General features: G+C 60.9%; 19 protein-coding genes and 1 pseudogene. 19 read left to right on the forward strand and 1 reads right to left on the reverse strand.

What is annotated here, in order from left to right; all coding sequences use genetic code 11:
• The first annotated feature begins 242 nt into the window (after nt 1-242).
• Genes LGM20_RS22240 through LGM20_RS22255 form a run of 4 tightly spaced genes read left to right on the forward strand, consistent with a single transcriptional unit; the run spans nt 243 to nt 3,799 of the window.
• A complete protein-coding gene (locus LGM20_RS22240) occupies nt 243-1,190 on the forward strand; it encodes a 4-hydroxyproline epimerase (RefSeq protein ID WP_044525286.1) in 948 nt (315 codons plus the stop codon).
• Nucleotides 1,187-2,296: an NAD(P)/FAD-dependent oxidoreductase gene (locus tag LGM20_RS22245; RefSeq protein WP_044525285.1), complete on the forward strand. Its 1,110-nt coding sequence runs from the start codon at nt 1,187-1,189 to the stop codon at nt 2,294-2,296. Before LGM20_RS22240 ends, LGM20_RS22245 begins: the two co-directional genes overlap by 4 nt.
• Nucleotides 2,293-2,556: a (2Fe-2S)-binding protein gene (locus LGM20_RS22250; protein ID WP_032455020.1), complete on the forward strand. Its 264-nt coding sequence runs from the start codon at nt 2,293-2,295 to the stop codon at nt 2,554-2,556. Before LGM20_RS22245 ends, LGM20_RS22250 begins: the two co-directional genes overlap by 4 nt.
• Complete coding sequence (locus LGM20_RS22255) at nt 2,537-3,799, forward strand: FAD-dependent oxidoreductase (protein WP_072013451.1); 1,263 nt, start codon at nt 2,537-2,539, stop codon at nt 3,797-3,799. The genes LGM20_RS22250 and LGM20_RS22255 overlap by 20 nt, the downstream gene beginning before the upstream one ends.
• 3 nt (nt 3,800-3,802) lie before the next feature.
• Here the strand turns inward: LGM20_RS22255 and hpaR are convergent, their stop codons facing one another.
• Nucleotides 3,803-4,243, reverse strand: coding sequence for a homoprotocatechuate degradation operon regulator HpaR (hpaR, locus tag LGM20_RS22260; RefSeq protein WP_002887503.1), 441 nt, complete (start codon nt 4,241-4,243; stop codon nt 3,803-3,805).
• A 64-nt stretch (nt 4,244-4,307) separates the two neighbouring features.
• Between hpaR and LGM20_RS22265 the strand changes: the two are divergent.
• The 15 genes and pseudogenes from LGM20_RS22265 to yjiA all read left to right on the forward strand — a co-directional run bounded on the left by LGM20_RS22265 (nt 4,308) and on the right by yjiA (nt 18,681).
• Nucleotides 4,308-4,472 (forward strand): annotated as a pseudogene (locus tag LGM20_RS22265) (hypothetical protein).
• Between the two features lie 57 nt (nt 4,473-4,529).
• Nucleotides 4,530-5,162: a fumarylacetoacetate hydrolase family protein gene (locus LGM20_RS22270; protein ID WP_023291853.1), complete on the forward strand. Its 633-nt coding sequence runs from the start codon at nt 4,530-4,532 to the stop codon at nt 5,160-5,162.
• Nucleotides 5,159-5,923 carry a fumarylacetoacetate hydrolase family protein gene (locus LGM20_RS22275; protein WP_044525284.1) on the forward strand — a complete coding sequence of 255 codons (765 nt, stop codon included), beginning with the start codon at nt 5,159-5,161 and terminating at the stop codon, nt 5,921-5,923. Before LGM20_RS22270 ends, LGM20_RS22275 begins: the two co-directional genes overlap by 4 nt.
• A complete protein-coding gene (gene hpaE / locus LGM20_RS22280) occupies nt 5,920-7,386 on the forward strand; it encodes a 5-carboxymethyl-2-hydroxymuconate semialdehyde dehydrogenase (RefSeq protein ID WP_023291851.1) in 1,467 nt (488 codons plus the stop codon). Before LGM20_RS22275 ends, hpaE begins: the two co-directional genes overlap by 4 nt.
• 1 nt (nt 7,387) lies before the next feature.
• Nucleotides 7,388-8,245 (forward strand): 3,4-dihydroxyphenylacetate 2,3-dioxygenase, encoded by an 858-nt coding sequence (gene hpaD / locus LGM20_RS22285; RefSeq protein WP_002887492.1) that lies wholly within the window; start codon nt 7,388-7,390, stop codon nt 8,243-8,245.
• 9 nt (nt 8,246-8,254) lie between these two features.
• On the forward strand, nt 8,255-8,635 hold the full coding sequence (locus tag LGM20_RS22290) for a 5-carboxymethyl-2-hydroxymuconate Delta-isomerase (protein WP_023291850.1): 381 nt from the start codon (nt 8,255-8,257) through the stop codon (nt 8,633-8,635).
• Nucleotides 8,636-8,743: 108 nt separating this feature from the next.
• Nucleotides 8,744-9,547, forward strand: coding sequence for a 2-oxo-hept-4-ene-1,7-dioate hydratase (hpaH, locus tag LGM20_RS22295; RefSeq protein ID WP_002887487.1), 804 nt, complete (start codon nt 8,744-8,746; stop codon nt 9,545-9,547).
• Nucleotides 9,548-9,557: 10 nt separating this feature from the next.
• Nucleotides 9,558-10,355, forward strand: a complete 798-nt coding sequence (gene hpaI, locus LGM20_RS22300; protein WP_044525283.1) for a 4-hydroxy-2-oxoheptanedioate aldolase — start codon at nt 9,558-9,560, stop codon at nt 10,353-10,355.
• A 21-nt stretch (nt 10,356-10,376) separates the two neighbouring features.
• Entirely contained in the window at nt 10,377-11,735 is a 1,359-nt protein-coding gene (gene hpaX, locus LGM20_RS22305) for a 4-hydroxyphenylacetate permease (protein ID WP_044525282.1), read from the forward strand.
• A gap of 9 nt (nt 11,736-11,744) precedes the next feature.
• Nucleotides 11,745-12,635: a 4-hydroxyphenylacetate catabolism regulatory protein HpaA gene (gene hpaA / locus LGM20_RS22310; protein ID WP_023291847.1), complete on the forward strand. Its 891-nt coding sequence runs from the start codon at nt 11,745-11,747 to the stop codon at nt 12,633-12,635.
• Between the two features lie 223 nt (nt 12,636-12,858).
• The gene (gene hpaB / locus LGM20_RS22315) at nt 12,859-14,421 is read left to right on the forward strand and encodes a 4-hydroxyphenylacetate 3-monooxygenase, oxygenase component (protein ID WP_002887473.1); all 1,563 of its coding nucleotides are present in this window, start codon (nt 12,859-12,861) and stop codon (nt 14,419-14,421) included.
• Nucleotides 14,422-14,440: 19 nt separating this feature from the next.
• On the forward strand, nt 14,441-14,953 hold the full coding sequence (locus tag LGM20_RS22320) for a 4-hydroxyphenylacetate 3-monooxygenase reductase subunit (protein ID WP_023291846.1): 513 nt from the start codon (nt 14,441-14,443) through the stop codon (nt 14,951-14,953).
• A gap of 295 nt (nt 14,954-15,248) precedes the next feature.
• Nucleotides 15,249-17,399, forward strand: a complete 2,151-nt coding sequence (btsT, locus tag LGM20_RS22325; protein WP_044525281.1) for a pyruvate/proton symporter BtsT — start codon at nt 15,249-15,251, stop codon at nt 17,397-17,399.
• A gap of 110 nt (nt 17,400-17,509) precedes the next feature.
• A complete protein-coding gene (locus LGM20_RS22330; protein WP_002887451.1) occupies nt 17,510-17,713 on the forward strand; it encodes a YbdD/YjiX family protein in 204 nt (67 codons plus the stop codon).
• A gap of 11 nt (nt 17,714-17,724) precedes the next feature.
• Nucleotides 17,725-18,681 carry a GTPase gene (yjiA, locus tag LGM20_RS22335; RefSeq protein ID WP_023291844.1) on the forward strand — a complete coding sequence of 319 codons (957 nt, stop codon included), beginning with the start codon at nt 17,725-17,727 and terminating at the stop codon, nt 18,679-18,681.
• Nucleotides 18,682-18,917: the final 236 nt, after the last annotated feature.

The following is an 18,917-nucleotide window of genomic DNA, read 5'->3' on the forward strand; positions in this document are numbered from 1 at the left end:
GCCGGTTTTGCGATCCTGGATCCGCTTTACGCCTTCCCCTGGTTTATCCACTGGCGCAATCGCCACTTTCGGTTTACCACGCCATTAACAGAATGATTAATAAGAAATAATTATGCACCACATGAACATCCCCCCAGCGCTATTATGCCGATTTCGTCATTATCTCTGCCGAAAGCGTTCAAGCCGCCCGTCACGGGTTGCGCCAGCATGATGAAACATGTTGTTAACTTCCGGAGAGCAGAATGACCGCGCCACGCCCCCCTATTGCGCTGAGAGCCATTGATTCACACACCGGCGGCGAACCCACCCGCCTGATCGTTGACGGCTTCCCCGACCTCGGCGGCGGCAGCATGGCGGAGCGTCGCGACCGTTTCGCCCGTGACTTCGATCGCTGGCGTCAGGCGGTGATTCTCGAACCGCGCGGCAGCGATGTGCTGGTCGGCGCGCTGCTTTGCAAACCGGTCTCGGCGGCGGCCACCGCTGGCGTCATTTTCTTCAACAACGCCGGTTTTCTGAATATGTGCGGCCACGGCACCATCGGGCTTATCGCCTCGCTGGCGTGGCTTGGCCGTATCCTGCCAGGCGTTCATCTGATTGAAACCCCGGTCGGCGACGTAAGCGCCACGTTGCACGACGATGGCAGCGTATCGGTGCAAAACGTCCCGGCCCGCCGCTGGAAAAAGCAGGTCCGCGTGGAGACCGCGCGGGGTCCCGTCATCGGCGATATTGCCTGGGGCGGCAACTGGTTTTTCCTGATTAACGATCACCCGTTCGCCATTACCCCGGCGCACATTCCACAGCTCACCGACTACGCCTGGGCGGTGCGCGAGGGGCTGGAGGCTGCGGGGATCCGCGGCGACGACGGCGGCGTTATCGACCATATCGAGCTGTTCGCCGATGACGATGCCGCCGACAGCCGCAGCTTCGTACTCTGTCCGGGAAAGGCCTGGGATCGTTCGCCGTGCGGCACCGGCACCAGCGCCAAGCTGGCCTGCCTGGCGCAGGATGGCAAACTCCAGCCGGGAGCGATCTGGCGCCAGGCCAGCATCATCGGCAGCCAGTTTACCGCCAGCTACCAGCGCGCCGCCGCAGGCATCATTCCAACGATCCGCGGCGAAGCCTGGGTGTGCGGCGATAATCAGTTGATCCTCAACCCGGACGATCCCTTCTGCTGGGGGATCGCGCCGTGAAGCCGTGCGATGTCATCGTGATCGGCGCCGGGATCATCGGCACCGCCTGCGCGTGGCAGCTGGCGAAGCGGGGGCAGAAAGTGACGCTTATCGATGACGGTCAACCCGGCGCCACGGCGGCGGGTATGGGCCATCTGGTGTGCATGGATGACGACCCCGCCGAACTGGCGCTGTCGGCGTGGTCGCTGGCGCGCTGGCGCGCCATCACCCCGCGGATGCCCGCCACTTGCGCCTGGCGCGGCTGCGGCACGCTGTGGCTGGCGGAAAGCGAAGAAGAGATGGCCGTCGCGGGTGAAAAACAGCGGCGGCTGGCTGGCTATCAGATCCACAGCGAACTGCAGACCCCACAGCAGATCGCCGGGCGCGAGCCGCTGCTGCGCAGCGGGCTGGCCGGCGGGCTATGGGTACCAGGCGACAGCATCGTCTACGCGCCAAACGTCGCCCGCTGGCTGATGGCCGATGCCGGAGACCATCTCACCTGCCTGCACGACAGCGCGCAGGCGATTACCGAACCGGAGGTGCTGCTCGCCAGCGGCAAACGGCTACAGGCGCGGGCCATCGTGGTGGCCTGCGGCCTGGAGGCCAATACGCTGTTGGCGGAAAACTGGCTGCGGCCCAGGAAGGGTCAGCTGGCAATTACCGATCGCTACGGGCCGCGGGTGCATCACCAGCTGGTTGAGCTGGGCTACGGCGCCAGCGCCCACGGCGGCGGTACCTCGGTAGCGTTTAACCTGCAGCCGCGGCCCACTGGCCAGCTGCTGATTGGCTCTTCGCGCCAGTTCGATAATCGCGAGCGCCAGCTGGATCTCCCCTTGCTGGGGCAGATGCTCGACCGCGCCCGCCATTTTGTGCCGGCGCTGGCGACGCTGAATATCATCCGCTGCTGGAGCGGCCTGCGCGCCGCCTCGCAGGATGGCAATCCGCTGATCGGCCCGCACCCCACGCGCCGCGGTGTATGGCTGGCGCTGGGCCATGAAGGACTGGGGGTCACCACCGCCCCGGCGACGGCTGAGCTGCTGGCGGCGCAGATCCTCGGCGAACGCTGCCCGCTGGCGCCTGAGGCCTGGCTCCCGGCCCGTCTGTACCATCAGGAGGCGATCGCATGAATAGCACGCTCAATATCACTGTCGATGGCGAAGCGCTGACGGTGCCGGAAGGTATCAGCGTGGCGGCAGCGCTGGCGTTGACCGGCGATCCCACCACCCGCCAGGCGGTTAACGGCGACCCCCGCGCGCCGTTTTGCGGCATGGGGGTCTGCCAGGAGTGCCGGATCACCGTCGACGGCCGGCGGGTGCTGGCCTGCCAGACCCTGTGCCGGGCCGGTATGCAAATAGAAAGGAGCCGCTATGTACACGCTGCGCTGTGACATTTTAATCCTCGGCGCCGGCCCCGCCGGCATGGCGGCAGCCCTCGCTGCCGCCGCCTGCGATAAACAGGTCATTATTCTCGACGATAACCCCGCCCCCGGAGGGCAAATCTGGCGCGCCGGCCCGCAGGCGACGCTGCCCGCCCTGGCCCGGCGCTACCGCGACGCCATCGCAGCGTCTGCCGCCATCCGGGTGGTGAACGGCGCGCGGCTGATTGCCCGCCCCTCCGCGCGCAGCGTGCTGTTTGAAACCGCCGACGGCGGTGGCGTGGTTTACTGGCGGAAACTGATCCTCTGCTGCGGCGCGCGCGAGCTGTCGCTGCCCTTTCCCGGCTGGACCTTACCCGGCGTGACCAGCGCGGGCGGCCTGCAGGCGCAGATCAAACATGGCCTGTCGCTGAAAGGCGAAAAAGTGGTGATTGCCGGCAGCGGCCCGCTGCTGCTGGCGGTGGCGGATACGGTGAACAAGGCCGGAGGCCAGGTAACGAATATCGTTGAGCAAGCGCCGCTCCCGGCGCTGCTGCGCTTCGCCAGCGGGCTGTGGCGCTGGCCGCAGAAGCTGCGCCAGTTAGCGACGCTGGCTCCGAAAGGCTATCTTAGCGGCGCCCAGGCGATCCGCGCCCACGGCGCAACGCGGCTGGAAGCCGTGACGCTGCGCCAGCGCGGCATCGAGCGGACTGTCGCCTGCGATCGGCTGGCTATCGGCTACGGGCTGGTGCCCAATATCGAGACGGGGCTGCTGTTCGGTTGCGCCACGGCGCAGGAGGCGATCCAGGTTAACCGCTGGCAGCAGACCAGCCTCGCGGATATTTACGCCGCCGGGGAGTGCACCGGTTTCGGCGGGAGCGAGCTGGCGCTGGCGGAGGGCGAAATCGCCGGGTATGCCGCCGCCGGGGCCAGCCAGCAGGCCCAGGCGTTATTTGCCCGTCGCGCCCGCTGGCAGCGCTTCGCCACGGCCATCAACCGCACCTTCCGGCTGGCGGAGTCGTTGAAAAACGCGGCGACGCCGGAGAGCCTGCTGTGCCGTTGCGAAGATGTGCGCTGCGGCGATGTGGCAGCCGCCGACGACTGGCTACAGGCCAAGCTTACCCAGCGCTGCGGAATGGGCGCCTGTCAGGGGCGCACCTGCGCCGCCAGCGCCCGCTGGCTGTATGGCTGGCCGCTGCCGCAGCCGAGAGAGCCGCTGTCCCCCGTCCGCGCGGAAACACTTATTGCCCTCGCCAGGCTGAGCGCCGAGCCGTAACCGCTACTCTTCTTCATCACCGCGCCCGGCAGGGACGCCAAGCGCAATAAACTCCTCCAGCAGCGAGGTCAGTTGCTGCAGCTTTTCCGTAGTGAACTGAGCCTCCAGCAGGCGATAGGTTTCTTCCACCTCCGCCTGGGCGCTTTCGTACAGCGCGGTTCCGGCAGGCGTCAGCGAGACGTACAGCTTGCGCTGATCGTTAACCGGCTTCAGCCGCAGCACCAGTCCATCCCGCTCCATGCGCGTCAAAATCCCGGTCAGACTGGGGCGCAGAATACAGGCGCGAAAAGCCAGATCGTGAAAGTCCATTGACGGACGTTCGGCGAGGATACGCACGATCCGCCACTGCTGTTCGGTGAGATTGTGTCGTTTGACGATCGGTCGAAAGTAGGCCATCGCCGCTTCACGCGCCTGCAACAAGGCAATGGTTAATGAATCATGCATAGTATTCCCTCAACGGCCTCATCTAAAACTTATTAACAACTTAATAATTAGCTTTAATCCTGCCATGTACAACCGGTTTCTGCACCTGAAAAGTACCAGCCTTTCCCAGAAAAATATTCAACTATTTGATTAATAACGAATAAGTTATTGATGTGTAAATATTGTGTTAATCCGATCACAAAACATTCACTTCCAGTTGCTAAACCTCATCGCAAAGCATAAAAGATGATCATTAATATATTAACGAAATCCCTTTAAACCGAAATCAGTCCCAGAGGAGTGGTGAATGAAAGGTACCATCTTCGCCGTTGCGCTCAATCATCGCAGCCAGCTCGACGCCTGGCGCGAGGCGTTTCAACAGGCCCCCTACAAAACGCCGCCGAAAACCGCGGTCTGGTTTATCAAGCCGCGCAATACCGTGATTGGCGATGGCGAGGCGATCCCCCATCCGCAGGGCGAAACTGTGCAAAGCGGCGCCACCGTGGCGCTGATTGTCGGCAAAACCGCGCGCAAGGTGGCGGCGGAAGAGGCAGCGAACTATATCGCCGGCTACGCGCTGGCGAACGACGTCAGCCTGCCGGAAGAGAGTTTTTATCGCCCGGCGATCAAGGCCAAGTGCCGCGATGGTTTCTGCCCCGTCGGCGCGCTGTCGCCGGTGCGCAACGTCGATAACCTGACCATCATCACCGAAATCAACGGCCGCGAAGCGGACAGCTGGCATACCGGCGATCTGCAGCGTAACGCCGCGCAGCTGCTGAGCGCCTTGAGCGAGTTCGCCACCCTCAATCCCGGCGACGCGATCCTCATCGGTACGCCCCACTCCCGCGTTACGCTGCGTCCCGGCGATCGCGTACGCATTCTCGCCGAGGGCTTCCCGGCGCTGGAAAACCCGGTTGTCGCAGAAGGAGAGCTGGCATGAAACAGGCACGTATTGAATGGCAGGGACAGGTACGCGATGCGGTGGTCGATGAACGCGACCAGGTGCGCCTGGACGATGGCACGGTATTGAAAGAAGGTGAATTCCGCTGGCTGCCGCCCGCCGACGGCACGCTGTTCGCGCTGGGGCTGAACTACGCCGACCACGCCAGCGAGCTGGCGTTTAAGCCGCCAACCGAGCCGCTGGTGTTTATCAAAGCGCCAAACACCTTTACTGGCCACCAGCAGCAGTCGGTACGCCCGGATAACGTGGAATACATGCACTACGAAGCTGAGCTGGTGGTGGTGATCGGTAAAACCGCCCGCCGCGTCAGCGAAGCCGAGGCCATGGACTATGTCGCCGGCTATACCGTCTGCAACGACTACGCGATCCGCGACTATCTGGAAAACTACTACCGGCCAAACCTGCGGGTGAAAAGCCGCGATACCCTGACGCCGATCGGCCCGTGGATCGTCGGCAAAGAGGCGATCCCGGATCCGCATAATCTGGCCCTGCGCACCTGGGTCAATGGCGAGCTGCGCCAGCAGGGCACCACCGCCGATCTGATCTTCAGCATCCCGTTTCTCATCGCTTACTTAAGCGAATTTATGACCCTGCAACCGGGCGACATGATCGCCACCGGCACGCCGAAAGGGCTGTCCGACGTGGTGCCAGGCGACGAGGTGATCGTTGAAGTCGAGGGCGTGGGCCGCCTGGTCAACCATATCATCAGCCAGCAAGCGTATGAGGAGACACTGTCATGAAAAAGATTAACCATTGGATCAACGGTAAAAACGTTGCCGGCGCAGACTATTTTCATACCACCAACCCGGCCACCGGCGAAGTGCTGGCGGAAGTCGCCGCCGGCGGTGAAGCCGAAGTCCATCAGGCGGTAGCGGCGGCGAAAGAGGCCTTCCCGAAGTGGGCTAACCTGCCGATGAAAGAGCGCGCGCGTCTGATGCGCCGCCTCGGGGATCTGATCGACCAGAACGTCCCGGAGATCGCGGCGATGGAAACCGCCGATACCGGTCTGCCTATCCACCAGACCAAAAACGTGCTGATCCCGCGCGCCTCCCACAATTTCGAGTTTTTCGCCGAAGTGTGCCAGCAGATGAACGGTAAGACCTATCCGGTCGACGACAAGATGCTGAACTACACCCTGGTGCAGCCGGTGGGCGTCTGCGCGCTGGTGTCGCCGTGGAACGTGCCGTTTATGACCGCCACCTGGAAGGTGGCGCCGTGCCTGGCGTTGGGGAATACCGCGGTGCTGAAGATGTCCGAGCTGTCGCCGCTGACCGCCGACCGTCTGGGCGAACTGGCGCTGGAAGCGGGTATTCCGGCGGGGGTACTGAACGTGGTGCAGGGCTACGGCGCGACGGCGGGCGATGCGCTGGTACGCCACCATGACGTGCGCGCGGTATCGTTTACCGGCGGTACCGCCACCGGGCGCAACATCATGAAAAATGCCGGGCTGAAAAAGTACTCCATGGAGCTGGGCGGCAAATCGCCGGTGCTGATTTTCGAAGACGCCGATATTGAGCGCGCCCTCGACGCCGCGCTGTTCACCATCTTCTCGATCAACGGCGAACGCTGCACCGCCGGCTCGCGCATTTTCATTCAGCAGAGCATCTACCCCGAGTTCGTTAAGCGCTTCGCCGAGCGCGCTAACCGCCTGCGCGTCGGCGATCCAACCGACCCGAACACCCAGGTTGGCGCGCTGATTAGCCAGCAACATTGGGAGAAAGTCTCCGGCTATATCCGCCTCGGCATTGAAGAAGGGGCGACCCTGCTGGCCGGCGGCGCGGATAAACCGTCCGACCTGCCGGCGCATCTGAAAGCCGGCAATTTCCTGCGCCCGACAGTGCTGGCGGATGTCGACAACCGTATGCGCGTCGCGCAGGAAGAGATTTTTGGCCCGGTCGCCTGCCTGCTGCCGTTCAAAGACGAGGCGGAAGGGCTGCGCCTGGCGAACGATGTGGAATACGGCCTGGCGTCGTATATCTGGACCCAGGACGTCAGCAAAGTGCTGCGTCTGGCGCGCGGTATTGAAGCCGGGATGGTGTTCGTCAACACCCAGAACGTCCGCGACCTGCGTCAGCCGTTCGGCGGCGTGAAGGCCTCTGGCACCGGCCGCGAAGGCGGCGAGTACAGCTTTGAAGTGTTCGCCGAAATGAAAAACGTCTGCATCTCGATGGGCGACCATCCGATCCCGAAATGGGGAGTCTGATATGGGTAAGTTAGCGTTAGCAGCAAAAATCACTCACGTGCCGTCGATGTACCTGTCTGAGCTGCCGGGGAAAAACCACGGCTGCCGCCAGGGCGCTATCGACGGGCATAAAGAAATTGGCAAGCGCTGCCGGGAAATGGGCGTCGATACCATCATCGTGTTCGATACCCACTGGCTGGTCAACAGCGCCTACCACATCAACTGCGCCGACCATTTCCAGGGCGTCTACACCAGTAACGAACTGCCGCACTTTATTCGCGACATGACCTACGACTATGACGGCAACCCGGAGCTGGGTCAGCTCATCGCCGACGAGGCGGTGAAGCTCGGGGTGCGCGCCAAAGCGCACAATATTCCGAGCCTGAAGCTGGAGTACGGCACCCTGGTGCCGATGCGCTACATGAATAGCGATAAGCACTTCAAGGTGGTGTCCATTTCCGCCTTCTGTACCGTTCATGACTTTGCCGACAGCCGCAGGCTGGGCGAAGCGATCCTCAAAGCCATTGAGAAATATGACGGCACCGTGGCGGTGCTGGCCAGCGGCTCGCTGTCGCACCGCTTTATCGACGATCAGCGTGCCGAAGAAGGCATGAACAGCTACACCCGAGAGTTCGATCATCAGATGGATGAGCGGGTGGTGAAGCTGTGGCGCGAGGGCAAATTTAAAGAGTTCTGCACCATGCTGCCGGAGTACGCCGACTACTGCTACGGCGAAGGCAACATGCACGACACGGTGATGCTGCTTGGCCTGCTGGGCTGGGATAAATACGACGGCAAGGTGGAGTTTATCACCGAGCTGTTCGCCAGCTCCGGCACCGGCCAGGTTAACGCCGTGTTCCCGCTGCCGGCGCAGGCGTAAGGAGGCCCCATGCCACATTTTATCGCCGAATGTACCGACAACATCCGCGAGCAGGCCGATCTGCCTGGACTGTTCGCCAAAGTCAACGAGGCGCTGGCCGCTACCGGCATCTTTCCGATCGGCGGGATCCGCAGCCGTGCCCACTGGCTGGATACCTGGCAGATGGCCGACGGCAGGCAGGATTACGCCTTTGTCCATATGACGCTGAAGATCGGTGCCGGGCGCAGCCTGGAGAGCCGTCAGGACGTGGGAGATATGCTGTTCGCGCTGATCAAATCCCACTTCGCGGCGCTGATGGAGAGCCGCTACCTGGCGCTGTCGTTCGCCATGGAAGAGCTCGATCCGACGCTGAACTACAAACAGAACAATGTGCACGCCTTATTTAAATAACGTGCAAATTGCCCGGTGGCGCTGCGCTTACCGGGCCTACAGCGGCCATGAATTTGTAGGCCGGATAAGCGAAGCGCCATCCGGCAATACAATGCCACAGGAATCACTATGCTCGATAAACAGACCCGAACCCTGATTGCCCAGCGGCTGAATCAGGCCGAAAAACAGCGTGAACAGATCCGCGCGATCTCGCTGGATTATCCGTCGATCACCATTGAGGACGCCTACGCCGTCCAGCGCGAGTGGGTCGAGATGAAGATCGCCGAAGGCCGCGTACTCAAAGGCCACAAGATCGGCCTGACCTCAAAAGCCATGCAGGCCAGCTCGCAGATCAGCGAGCCGGACTACGGCGCGCTGCTTGACGATATGTTCTTCCACGACGGCAGCGATATCCCCACCGACCGCTTTATCGTTCCGCGTATCGAAGTCGAGCTGGCGTTCGTGCTGGCCAAACCGCTGCGCGGCCCGAACTGCACCCTGTTTGATGTCTACAACGCCACCGACTACGTGATCCCGGCGCTGGAGCTGATTGACGCCCGCTGCCACAACATCGACCCGGAAACCCAGCGCCCGCGTAAAGTGTTCGACACCATTTCCGATAACGCCGCCAACGCCGGGGTGATCCTCGGCGGCCGCCCGATCAAGCCCGACGAGCTGGATCTGCGCTGGATCTCCGCCCTGCTGTATCGCAACGGCGTGATTGAGGAGACCGGCGTCGCCGCGGGGGTGCTCAATCACCCGGCCAACGGCGTGGCCTGGCTGGCCAACAAACTGGCGCCGTACGATGTCCAGCTCGAAGCCGGGCAAATCATCCTCGGCGGCTCCTTCACCCGTCCGGTCCCGGCGCGCAAGGGCGATACCTTCCACGTCGACTACGGCAACATGGGCGCCATCAGCTGCCGCTTTGTCTGAGGAGAGCAACATGAACAACGCTTTTAAAGCGGCGCTCAAGGCCGGGCGCCCGCAAATCGGCCTGTGGCTGGGGCTGTGCAGTAGCTACAGCGCCGAACTGCTGGCCGGCGCCGGCTTCGACTGGCTGCTGATCGACGGCGAACACGCGCCCAACAATGTGCAAACGGTGCTGACCCAGCTTCAGGCCATCGCCCCCTACCCCAGCCAGCCGGTGGTCCGCCCGTCGTGGAACGACCCGGTGCAGATTAAACAGCTGCTGGATATCGGCGCGCAAACCCTGCTGGTGCCCATGGTGCAGAACGCCGACGAAGCGCGGCTGGCGGTCAGAGCCACCCGCTACCCGCCCGCCGGCATTCGCGGCGTCGGCAGCGCGCTGGCCCGCGCCTCGCGCTGGAATCGGGTGCCGGATTATCTTCACCAGGCCAACGACGCCATGTGCGTCCTGGTACAGATTGAAACCCGCGAAGCGCTGAAAAATCTGCCGCAGATCCTCGATGTCGACGGGGTGGATGGCGTGTTTATCGGCCCGGCGGACCTCAGCGCCGATATGGGCCATGGCGGCAATCCGCAGCACCCGGAAGTGCAGGCCGCCATTGAACAGGCCATCCAGCAAATCCGTCAGGCCGGTAAGGCGCCGGGGATCCTGATGGCCAATGAAGCGCTGGCGAAGCGCTATCTCGAACTGGGCGCGCTGTTCGTCGCCGTCGGCGTCGATACCACCCTGCTGGCGCGTGGCGCAGAAGCGCTGGCGGCCCGTTTTACCCACACCGCAACGACCACAACCGATAACAATAAATCCGTCTATTGAACGGATAATGTGGAGCGCAACATGACTACCTCTACCCTGCAACACAATGATAATAAAGCCGTTGAAGTAGAAAACCAGGTGATCAAAAAGCTGTTCCGCCGCCTGATTACCTTCCTGTTTGTTCTCTTTGTTTTCTCATTTTTGGACCGCATTAATATCGGCTTCGCCGGCCTGACGATGGGCAAAGACCTCGGCCTGACCTCCACCATGTTCGGCCTGGCGGCGACGCTGTTCTACGTCACCTACGTACTGTGCGGGATCCCCAGCAATATCATGCTGGCGAAAGTCGGCGCGCGCCGTTGGATCGCCGGAATTATGGTGGTCTGGGGGATCGCCTCGACCTGCACCATGTTCGCCACCAGCCCGCATACGCTGTACATCCTGCGCATGCTGGTCGGCATCGCCGAGGCTGGTTTTCTACCGGGGATCCTCGTCTATCTGACCTGGTGGTTCCCGGCCTACCATCGCGCCCGCGCCAACGCCCTGTTTATGATCGCCATGCCGGTGACCATGATGCTCGGCTCGATACTTTCCGGCTATATTCTGGCGCTCGACGGCCTGTGGAACCTGAAGGGCTGGCAGTGGCTGTTTCTGCTGGAAGGCCTGCCGTCGGTGGTGCTCGGCGTCGTCACCTGGTTCTTCCTCAACGACACGCCGGATAAAGCCAACTGGCTCGATAGCGAAGAAAAACAGGCGCTGAAGGCGATGATCGATCGTGAACGGGAAAATGCGGCGGTCGTTCCGGCTTCGCCGCGTTCCACGCTGCGCGAAGTCCTGACGCCAGCGGTGCTGATGTATACCCTGGCCTACTTCTGCCTGACCAATACCCTGAGCGCCATAAATATCTGGACGCCGCAGATCCTGCAGAGCTTCAACACCGGCAGTAGCAACATCATGATTGGCCTGCTGGCGGCGATCCCGCAGTTCTGCACTATTTTCGGCATGATCTGGTGGAGCCGCCGCTCCGACCGGCGCAAAGAGCGCAAAATGCATACCATCCTGCCCTACCTGTTCGCCGCGGCGGGTTGGCTGCTGGCTTCGGCAACTCACCACAGCCTGATCCAGCTGATCGGCATTATTATGGCTTCGGTGGGATCCTTTACCGCGATGGCCATTTTCTGGACCACCCCGGATCGGGTGATCAGCCTGCAGTCGCGCGCGGTGGCGCTGGCGGTAATCAACGCCATCGGCAACGTCGGCTCTGCCGTCAGCCCGCTGTTGATCGGCATTTTGCGCGATACCACCGGCAGTTTTAGCTCCGGGCTGTGGTTTGTCGCCGGGCTGCTGATTGTCGGCGCGCTGGTGCTCACCCGCATTCCAATGAGCCAGCGTGAGGACGCCGCCGCCGCGCCGGGCTTAGCGGCGCAAAAAGGCCACTAAGGAGCGGGTATGTGCCAGCATTCCATCGCCAATATCGATATCAATAAAGATTACGACGAGAGCCTGGGCACCGAAGAGGTGCACTATCAGTCGTTTTCCCGCATGGCGGCCTTTTTTGGCCGCGACATGCAGGCGCATCGCCACGACCGCTATTTCCAGATGCACTATCTTGATACCGGGCAGATTGAGCTGCAGCTTGATGACCATCGCTATTCGGTGCAGGCGCCATTGTTTGTGTTAACGCCGCCCTCGGTGCCGCACGCCTTTATTACCGAGTCCGATAGCGATGGCCATGTGCTGACGGTGCACGAAGAACTCATCTGGCCGCTGCTGGAGGTGCTCTATCCCGGCACGCGGGAGACCTTCGGCCTGCCGGGGATCTGCCTGTCGCTGGCGGATAAACCCGACGAGCTGGCGGCGCTGGCCCACTACTGGCAGCTGATCCGCCGGGAATCCACCGCCCAGTTGCCGGGGCGCGAGCACACCCTGGCGCTGCTGGCGCAGGCGGTCTTTACCCTGCTATTGCGTAACGCAAAGCTCGACGATCACGCCGCCAGCGGCATGCGCGGCGAGCTGAAGCTATTCCAGCGCTTTAACCAGATGATCGACAGCCACTACCATCAGCACTGGACGGTACCGGATTACGCCAGGGAGCTGCACCTGACCGAATCGCGGCTGACCGATATCTGTCGCCGCTTTGCCAACCGTTCGCCCAAACGGCTGATATTCGACCGCCAGCTGCGCGAGGCGAAGCGCCTGCTGTTGTTCTCCGATAGCGCCGTCAATGAGATAGCCTGGCAGCTGGGGTTTAAAGACCCCGCTTATTTTGCGCGTTTTTTTAGCCGCCAGGTCGGCTGCTCGCCCAGCAGCTACCGGGCGCAAAAAGTACCGGTATCGTAATTCCCCGCTGGCGCTGCGCCTGCCGGGCGATGGTCCACAGGTCGGTTCAGCGCCGCGCCAGCCGGCAAACGCTGCAGAGATCACAAAATTTACTCCCGCCTGAAAAGTACCCGTCGTTGTCGCAAACGTCCCTTCACGACAAGCGCAATAACCGCTTCAATTGAACAACAAAAACAAAACATATATTTAACATCATTTTCCGATAAATACTGAAGAGGCCCCTATGAAACCTGAAGATTTCCGCGCCGACGCGAAACGCCCGTTAACTGGCGAAGAGTATTTAAAAAGCCTGCAGGATGGCCGCGAAATTTATATCTACGGCGAGCGCGTGAAGGATGTCACCACCCACCCGGCCTTCCGTAACGCCGCGGCCTCCGTCGCTCAACTGTACGATGCGCTGCACAAACCGGAGATGCAGGATTCCCTGTGCTGGGGCACCGATACCGGCAGCGGCGGCTACACCCATAAATTCTTCCGCGTGGCGAAAAGCGCCGACGATCTGCGCCAGCAGCGCGACGCCATCGCCGAGTGGTCGCGCTTAAGCTACGGCTGGATGGGCCGCACCCCGGACTACAAAGCCGCCTTCGGCTGCGCGCTGGGCGCCAACCCGGCGTTTTACGGCCAGTTCGAGCAGAACGCCCGCAACTGGTACACCCGCATTCAGGAAACCGGCCTGTACTTTAACCATGCGATCGTCAACCCGCCGATCGACCGCCACAAGCCGGCCGATGAAGTGAAGGATGTCTACATCAAGCTGGAAAAAGAGACCGATGCCGGGATCATCGTCAGCGGCGCGAAAGTGGTCGCCACCAACTCGGCGCTGACCCACTACAACATGATCGGCTTCGGCTCCGCGCAGGTGATGGGCGAAAACCCGGACTTCGCGCTGATGTTCGTCGCGCCGATGGACGCCGAAGGCGTCAAGCTGATCTCCCGCGCCTCCTATGAGATGGTCGCCGGCGCGACCGGCTCCCCGTACGACTATCCGCTATCCAGCCGTTTCGACGAGAACGACGCGATTCTGGTAATGGATAAGGTGCTGATCCCATGGGAGAACGTGCTGATTTATCGCGACTTCGACCGCTGCCGCCGCTGGACCATGGAAGGGGGTTTCGCCCGCATGTACCCGCTGCAGGCCTGCGTGCGTCTGGCGGTAAAACTGGACTTTATCACCGCCCTGCTGAAGCGCTCGCTGGAATGTACCGGCACCCTCGAGTTCCGCGGCGTGCAGGCCGACCTCGGCGAAGTGGTGGCGTGGCGCAACATGTTCTGGGCGCTGAGCGATTCCATGTGCTCGGAAGCGACGCCGTGGGTCAACGGCGCATGGCTGCCGGATCACGCCGCGCTGCAGACCTATCGCGTGATGGCCCCGATGGCCTACGCCAAGATCAAGAACATCATCGAGCGCAACGTCACCAGCGGCCTGATTTATCTGCCGTCCAGCGCCCGCGATCTGAACAACCCGCAGATTGACCAGTATCTGGCGAAGTATGTGCGCGGCTCCAACGGTATGGATCACGTTGAACGTATCAAGATCCTCAAACTGATGTGGGACGCCATCGGCAGCGAGTTCGGCGGCCGCCACGAGCTGTATGAAATCAACTACTCCGGTAGCCAGGATGAGATTCGCCTGCAGTGTCTGCGCCAGGCGCAGAGCTCCGGCAATATGGACAAGATGATGGCGATGGTCGACCGCTGCCTGTCCGAGTACGACCAGAACGGCTGGACGGTGCCGCATCTGCACAATAACGCTGATATCAACATGTTGGATAAGCTGCTGAAGTAATTCGCAGCGGGAGGTCATAATGCAATTAGATGAACAACGCCTGCGTTTTCGCGATGCCATGGCCAGCCTGTCGGCGGCGGTTAACGTGGTCACCACCGCAGGCGAAGCCGGCCGCTGCGGGATTACCGCCACGGCGGTGTGCTCGGTGACGGATACGCCGCCCTCGGTGATGGTGTGTATCAACGCCAACAGCGCGATGAACCCGGTGTTTCAGGGCAACGGCAAGTTGTGCATCAACGTGCTGAACCATGAACAGGAAATCATGGCCCGTCATTTCGCCGGGATGACCGGGGTGACGATGGAAGAGCGTTTTGCCCTCAGCGGCTGGCAGCAGGGCGCGCTCGGGCAGCCGGTGCTGAAGGGGTCGCTGGCCAGTCTCGAGGGGGAGATTAGCCAGGTACAAACCATCGGCACCCACTTGGTCTATCTGGTAGAAATCAGGAATATAACCCTGAGCCAGCAGGGCCACGGGCTGATCTACTTTAAGCGCCGCTTCCACCCGGTAATGATGGAAATGGAAGTCGCAGTGTAATCGCCTTGTCAGCTCCTCCCCGGTTGGGGAGGAGCGTTAACCCACAGCGTCGCAGGCCACAATCTCCTGTGATCACAATCACATAATCCCGCCCTGTTCACTTCGTAGCCAACCGCTTACCCCTTCCAGTAACCGCTTAACCTCCTATACAACCACTCACCCATTTACTCATCTTTACGCGCGCGCCGGTCTGGCAAGATCGGAGGCAGCCTAGCTAATCAATACCTCCATCAACTCTTACTTAAAACCAGACGGCTTCGGCCAATTATTCATCTCATTAACGCCAGGTTTTACTATGGATACCAAAAAACTATTCAAGCACATACCCTGGGTGATTCTCGGGATCATCGGGGCATTTTGCCTCTCAGTCGTCGCCCTGCGCCGCGGTGAGCACGTCAGTGCCCTGTGGATCGTGGTGGCGTCGGTTTCCGTGTACCTCGTCGCCTACCGGTATTACAGCCTGTATATCGCGCAGAAGGTGATGAAGCTTGACCCGACGCGCTCCACGCCAGCGGTCATTAATAACGATGGCCTGAACTATGTGCCGACCAACCGCTACGTGCTGTTTGGCCACCACTTTGCCGCGATTGCCGGCGCCGGTCCGCTGGTGGGCCCGGTGCTCGCCGCGCAGATGGGCTACCTGCCGGGCACCCTGTGGCTACTGGCGGGCGTCGTGCTGGCAGGCGCGGTACAGGACTTTATGGTGCTGTTTATCTCCTCACGGCGTAACGGCGCCTCGCTGGGCGAGATGATCAAACAGGAGATGGGTCCCGTACCGGGCTCCATCGCGCTGTTCGGCTGCTTCCTGATAATGATCATCATCCTCGCGGTGCTGGCGCTGATCGTGGTGAAAGCGCTGGCGGAAAGCCCGTGGGGCGTCTTCACCGTCTGCTCGACGGTGCCAATTGCCCTGTTTATGGGGATCTACATGCGCTTCCTGCGCCCGGGCCGTGTAGGCGAAGTATCGGTCATCGGTATCGTCCTGCTGGTGGCGTCTATTTACTTCGGCGGCGTGATTGCCCACGACCCGTACTGGGGCCCGGCGCTGACCTTTAAAGACACCACCATCACCTTTACCCTGATTGGCTACGCGTTTATCTCGGCTCTGCTGCCGGTATGGCTGATTCTGGCGCCGCGCGACTACCTGGCGACCTTCCTGAAAATCGGCGTCATCGTTGGCCTGGCGCTGGGTATCGTGATCCTTAACCCGGACCTGAAAATGCCGGCGGTGACCCAGTACATTGACGGTACCGGTCCGCTGTGGAAAGGCGCCCTGTTCCCGTTCCTGTTTATCACTATTGCCTGCGGCGCGGTCTCCGGCTTCCACGCTCTGATCGCCTCCGGCACCACGCCGAAGCTGCTGGCCAACGAAACCGACGCCCGCTTTATCGGCTACGGCGCAATGCTGATGGAGTCCTTCGTGGCGGTGATGGCGCTGGTAGCGGCCTCAATTATCGAACCGGGCCTCTACTTCGCGATGAACACCCCGCCGGCGGGTCTGGGCATCACCATGCCGAACCTGCACGAAATGGGCGGTGAAAACGCGGCGCTGATTGCCGCCCAGCTGAGGGATGTCACCGCTCACGCGGCAGCGACCGTCAGCTCCTGGGGCTTCGTGATCTCACCTGAGCAAATCCTGCAAACCGCGAAAGATATCGGCGAACCTTCCGTACTGAACCGCGCAGGCGGCGCGCCGACGCTGGCCGTGGGTATCGCTCATGTGTTCCACAAAATCATCCCGATGGCGGATATGGGCTTCTGGTACCACTTCGGTATCCTGTTTGAAGCGCTGTTTATCCTCACCGCGCTGGATGCGGGGACCCGCGCAGGCCGCTTTATGCTGCAGGATCTGCTGGGTAACTTCGTGCCGTTCCTGAAAAAAACCGACTCGCTGGTCGCCGGGATTATCGGTACCGCCGGCTGCGTCGGGCTGTGGGGCTACCTGCTGTATCAGGGCGTGGTCGACCCGCTGGGCGGCGTGAAGAGCCTGTGGCCGCTGTTCGGTATCTCTAACCAGATGCTGGCCGCGGTGGCGCTGGTGCTTGGCACCGTGGTGCTGGTCAAAATGCAGCGCACCAAATATATCTGGGTCACCGTGATCCCGGCTGCGTGGCTGCTGCTGTGCACCACCTGGGCGCTGGGCCTGAAGCTGTTCAGCACCAACCCGCAGATGGAAGGCTTCTTCTTTATGGCTCAGCAGTATAAAGAGAAGATCGCTTCCGGCGGCGAACTGACCGCACAGCAGATTGCCAACATGAACCATATCGTGGTCAACAACTACACCAACGCCGGCCTGAGTATCCTGTTCCTGGTGGTGGTGTACAGCATCATCTTCTACGGCATCAAAACCTGGCTCACTGTCCGCAACAATAAAGTGCGTACCGACAAAGAGACCCCGTACGTGCCGGTACCGGAAGGCGGCGTGAAGACCTCGTCACATCATTAACCCCGATGCCGGATGGCGCTACGCTTATCCGGCCTACAAAAAAGCGCATCAACGTAGGCCGGAGAAGGCGCTAGCCGCCATCCGGCTTTATTCGTTATCTGGAACTTACAATGTTTGGTAACTTAGGTCAGGCAAAAAAATATCTCGGTCAGGCGGCGAAAATGCTGATTGGCATTCCGGATTACGACAACTACGTCACCCATATGCAAACCAACCATCCGGATCAGCCGTACATGACTTATGAAGAATTCTTCCGCGAACGCCAGCAGGCCCGCTACGGCGGCGACGGCAAAGGCGGCGTCCGCTGCTGTTAATGGAGGCAATAATGGCACCGATTGCAGTCACCCTACTCACCGGTTTTCTCGGCGCAGGTAAAACCACCCTGTTGCGCCATATTCTTAACGAACAGCACGGCTTTAAAATCGCCGTGATTGAAAATGAATTTGGCGAAGTCGCCGTCGATGACCAGCTGATCGGCGACCGCGCCACGCAGATTAAAACCCTGACCAACGGCTGCATCTGCTGTACGCGCTCCAACGAACTGGAAGACGCCCTGCTCGATCTGCTCGACAGCCGCGACCGCGGTGAAATCGAGTTCGACCGGCTGGTGATTGAATGCACCGGCATGGCCGACCCGGGGCCGATTATCCAGACCTTTTTCTCCCACGAGGTGCTTTGCGAGCGCTATCTGCTGGATGGCGTGATCGCCCTGGTGGATGCGGTCCATGCCGACCAGCAGATGGATCAGTTCACCATCGCCCAGTCGCAGGTAGGCTACGCAGACCGCATTTTGCTGACCAAAACTGATGTTGCCGGCGACACCGAAAAATTGCGCGAACGGCTGGCGCGCATTAATGCCCGGGCGCCGATTTATACCGTCATTCACGGCGATATCGATCTTAGCCAGTTGTTTAACACCAGCGGCTTTATGCTGGAAGAGAACGTCGTAAACAGCAAACCGCGTTTCCACTTTATGGCAGAGAAGCAAAACGACGTGTCATCAATCGTGGTTGAGATGGATTACCCGGTGGATATCAGCGAAGTGTCGCGTGTAATGGAAAATCTGCTGCTCTCCTTCGCCGAGCAATTGATGCGCTATAAAGGGATGCTGTGGATCGACGGCGAGCCAAATCGCCTGCTGTTCCAGGGCGTGCAGCGCCTCTACAGCGCCGACTGGGATCGCCCGTGGGGCGATGAAACGCCGCACAGCACGCTGGTGTTTATCGGCATTCAGTTGCCGGAAGAGGAGATTCGCGCGGCATTTGCCGGGCTACGACGCTAATCTGCCCGCCTGCGCGCTAAGGCGCAGGCCCCCTTCTCTCCCCGTACATCGTCAAAGACAGGGATAAAACGTCGTCATCGCGTCGAAAAATGTAAATCAACGTTTTTATAAGTAACAGCAGAAACACTTTTGCAAATAATAAGAAATTCAATGAATAGGACGCTTAATAATTAATGCCCGCCCTGTTCAGTTTCTGTTTAGCCCCCCCATTAAACTGTGGCTAAACAGACCAAATT

The organism is Klebsiella quasipneumoniae subsp. quasipneumoniae (genome assembly GCF_020525925.1).
Taxonomy (GTDB): Bacteria; Pseudomonadota; Gammaproteobacteria; order Enterobacterales; family Enterobacteriaceae; genus Klebsiella; species Klebsiella quasipneumoniae.

Coding starts and splice junctions, on each gene's coding strand:
- LGM20_RS22240 (WP_044525286.1), top strand. CDS start 243: ATGACCGCGCCACGCCCCCCTATTGCGCTGAGAGCCATTGATTCACAC.
- LGM20_RS22250 (WP_032455020.1), top strand. CDS start 2,293: ATGAATAGCACGCTCAATATCACTGTCGATGGCGAAGCGCTGACGGTG.
- LGM20_RS22255 (WP_072013451.1), top strand. CDS start 2,537: ATGTACACGCTGCGCTGTGACATTTTAATCCTCGGCGCCGGCCCCGCC.
- hpaR (WP_002887503.1), bottom strand. CDS start 4,243: ATGCATGATTCATTAACCATTGCCTTGTTGCAGGCGCGTGAAGCGGCG.
- LGM20_RS22270 (WP_023291853.1), top strand. CDS start 4,530: ATGAAAGGTACCATCTTCGCCGTTGCGCTCAATCATCGCAGCCAGCTC.
- LGM20_RS22275 (WP_044525284.1), top strand. CDS start 5,159: ATGAAACAGGCACGTATTGAATGGCAGGGACAGGTACGCGATGCGGTG.
- hpaE (WP_023291851.1), top strand. CDS start 5,920: ATGAAAAAGATTAACCATTGGATCAACGGTAAAAACGTTGCCGGCGCA.
- hpaD (WP_002887492.1), top strand. CDS start 7,388: ATGGGTAAGTTAGCGTTAGCAGCAAAAATCACTCACGTGCCGTCGATG.
- LGM20_RS22290 (WP_023291850.1), top strand. CDS start 8,255: ATGCCACATTTTATCGCCGAATGTACCGACAACATCCGCGAGCAGGCC.
- hpaH (WP_002887487.1), top strand. CDS start 8,744: ATGCTCGATAAACAGACCCGAACCCTGATTGCCCAGCGGCTGAATCAG.
- hpaI (WP_044525283.1), top strand. CDS start 9,558: ATGAACAACGCTTTTAAAGCGGCGCTCAAGGCCGGGCGCCCGCAAATC.
- hpaX (WP_044525282.1), top strand. CDS start 10,377: ATGACTACCTCTACCCTGCAACACAATGATAATAAAGCCGTTGAAGTA.
- hpaA (WP_023291847.1), top strand. CDS start 11,745: ATGTGCCAGCATTCCATCGCCAATATCGATATCAATAAAGATTACGAC.
- hpaB (WP_002887473.1), top strand. CDS start 12,859: ATGAAACCTGAAGATTTCCGCGCCGACGCGAAACGCCCGTTAACTGGC.
- LGM20_RS22320 (WP_023291846.1), top strand. CDS start 14,441: ATGCAATTAGATGAACAACGCCTGCGTTTTCGCGATGCCATGGCCAGC.
- btsT (WP_044525281.1), top strand. CDS start 15,249: ATGGATACCAAAAAACTATTCAAGCACATACCCTGGGTGATTCTCGGG.
- LGM20_RS22330 (WP_002887451.1), top strand. CDS start 17,510: ATGTTTGGTAACTTAGGTCAGGCAAAAAAATATCTCGGTCAGGCGGCG.
- yjiA (WP_023291844.1), top strand. CDS start 17,725: ATGGCACCGATTGCAGTCACCCTACTCACCGGTTTTCTCGGCGCAGGT.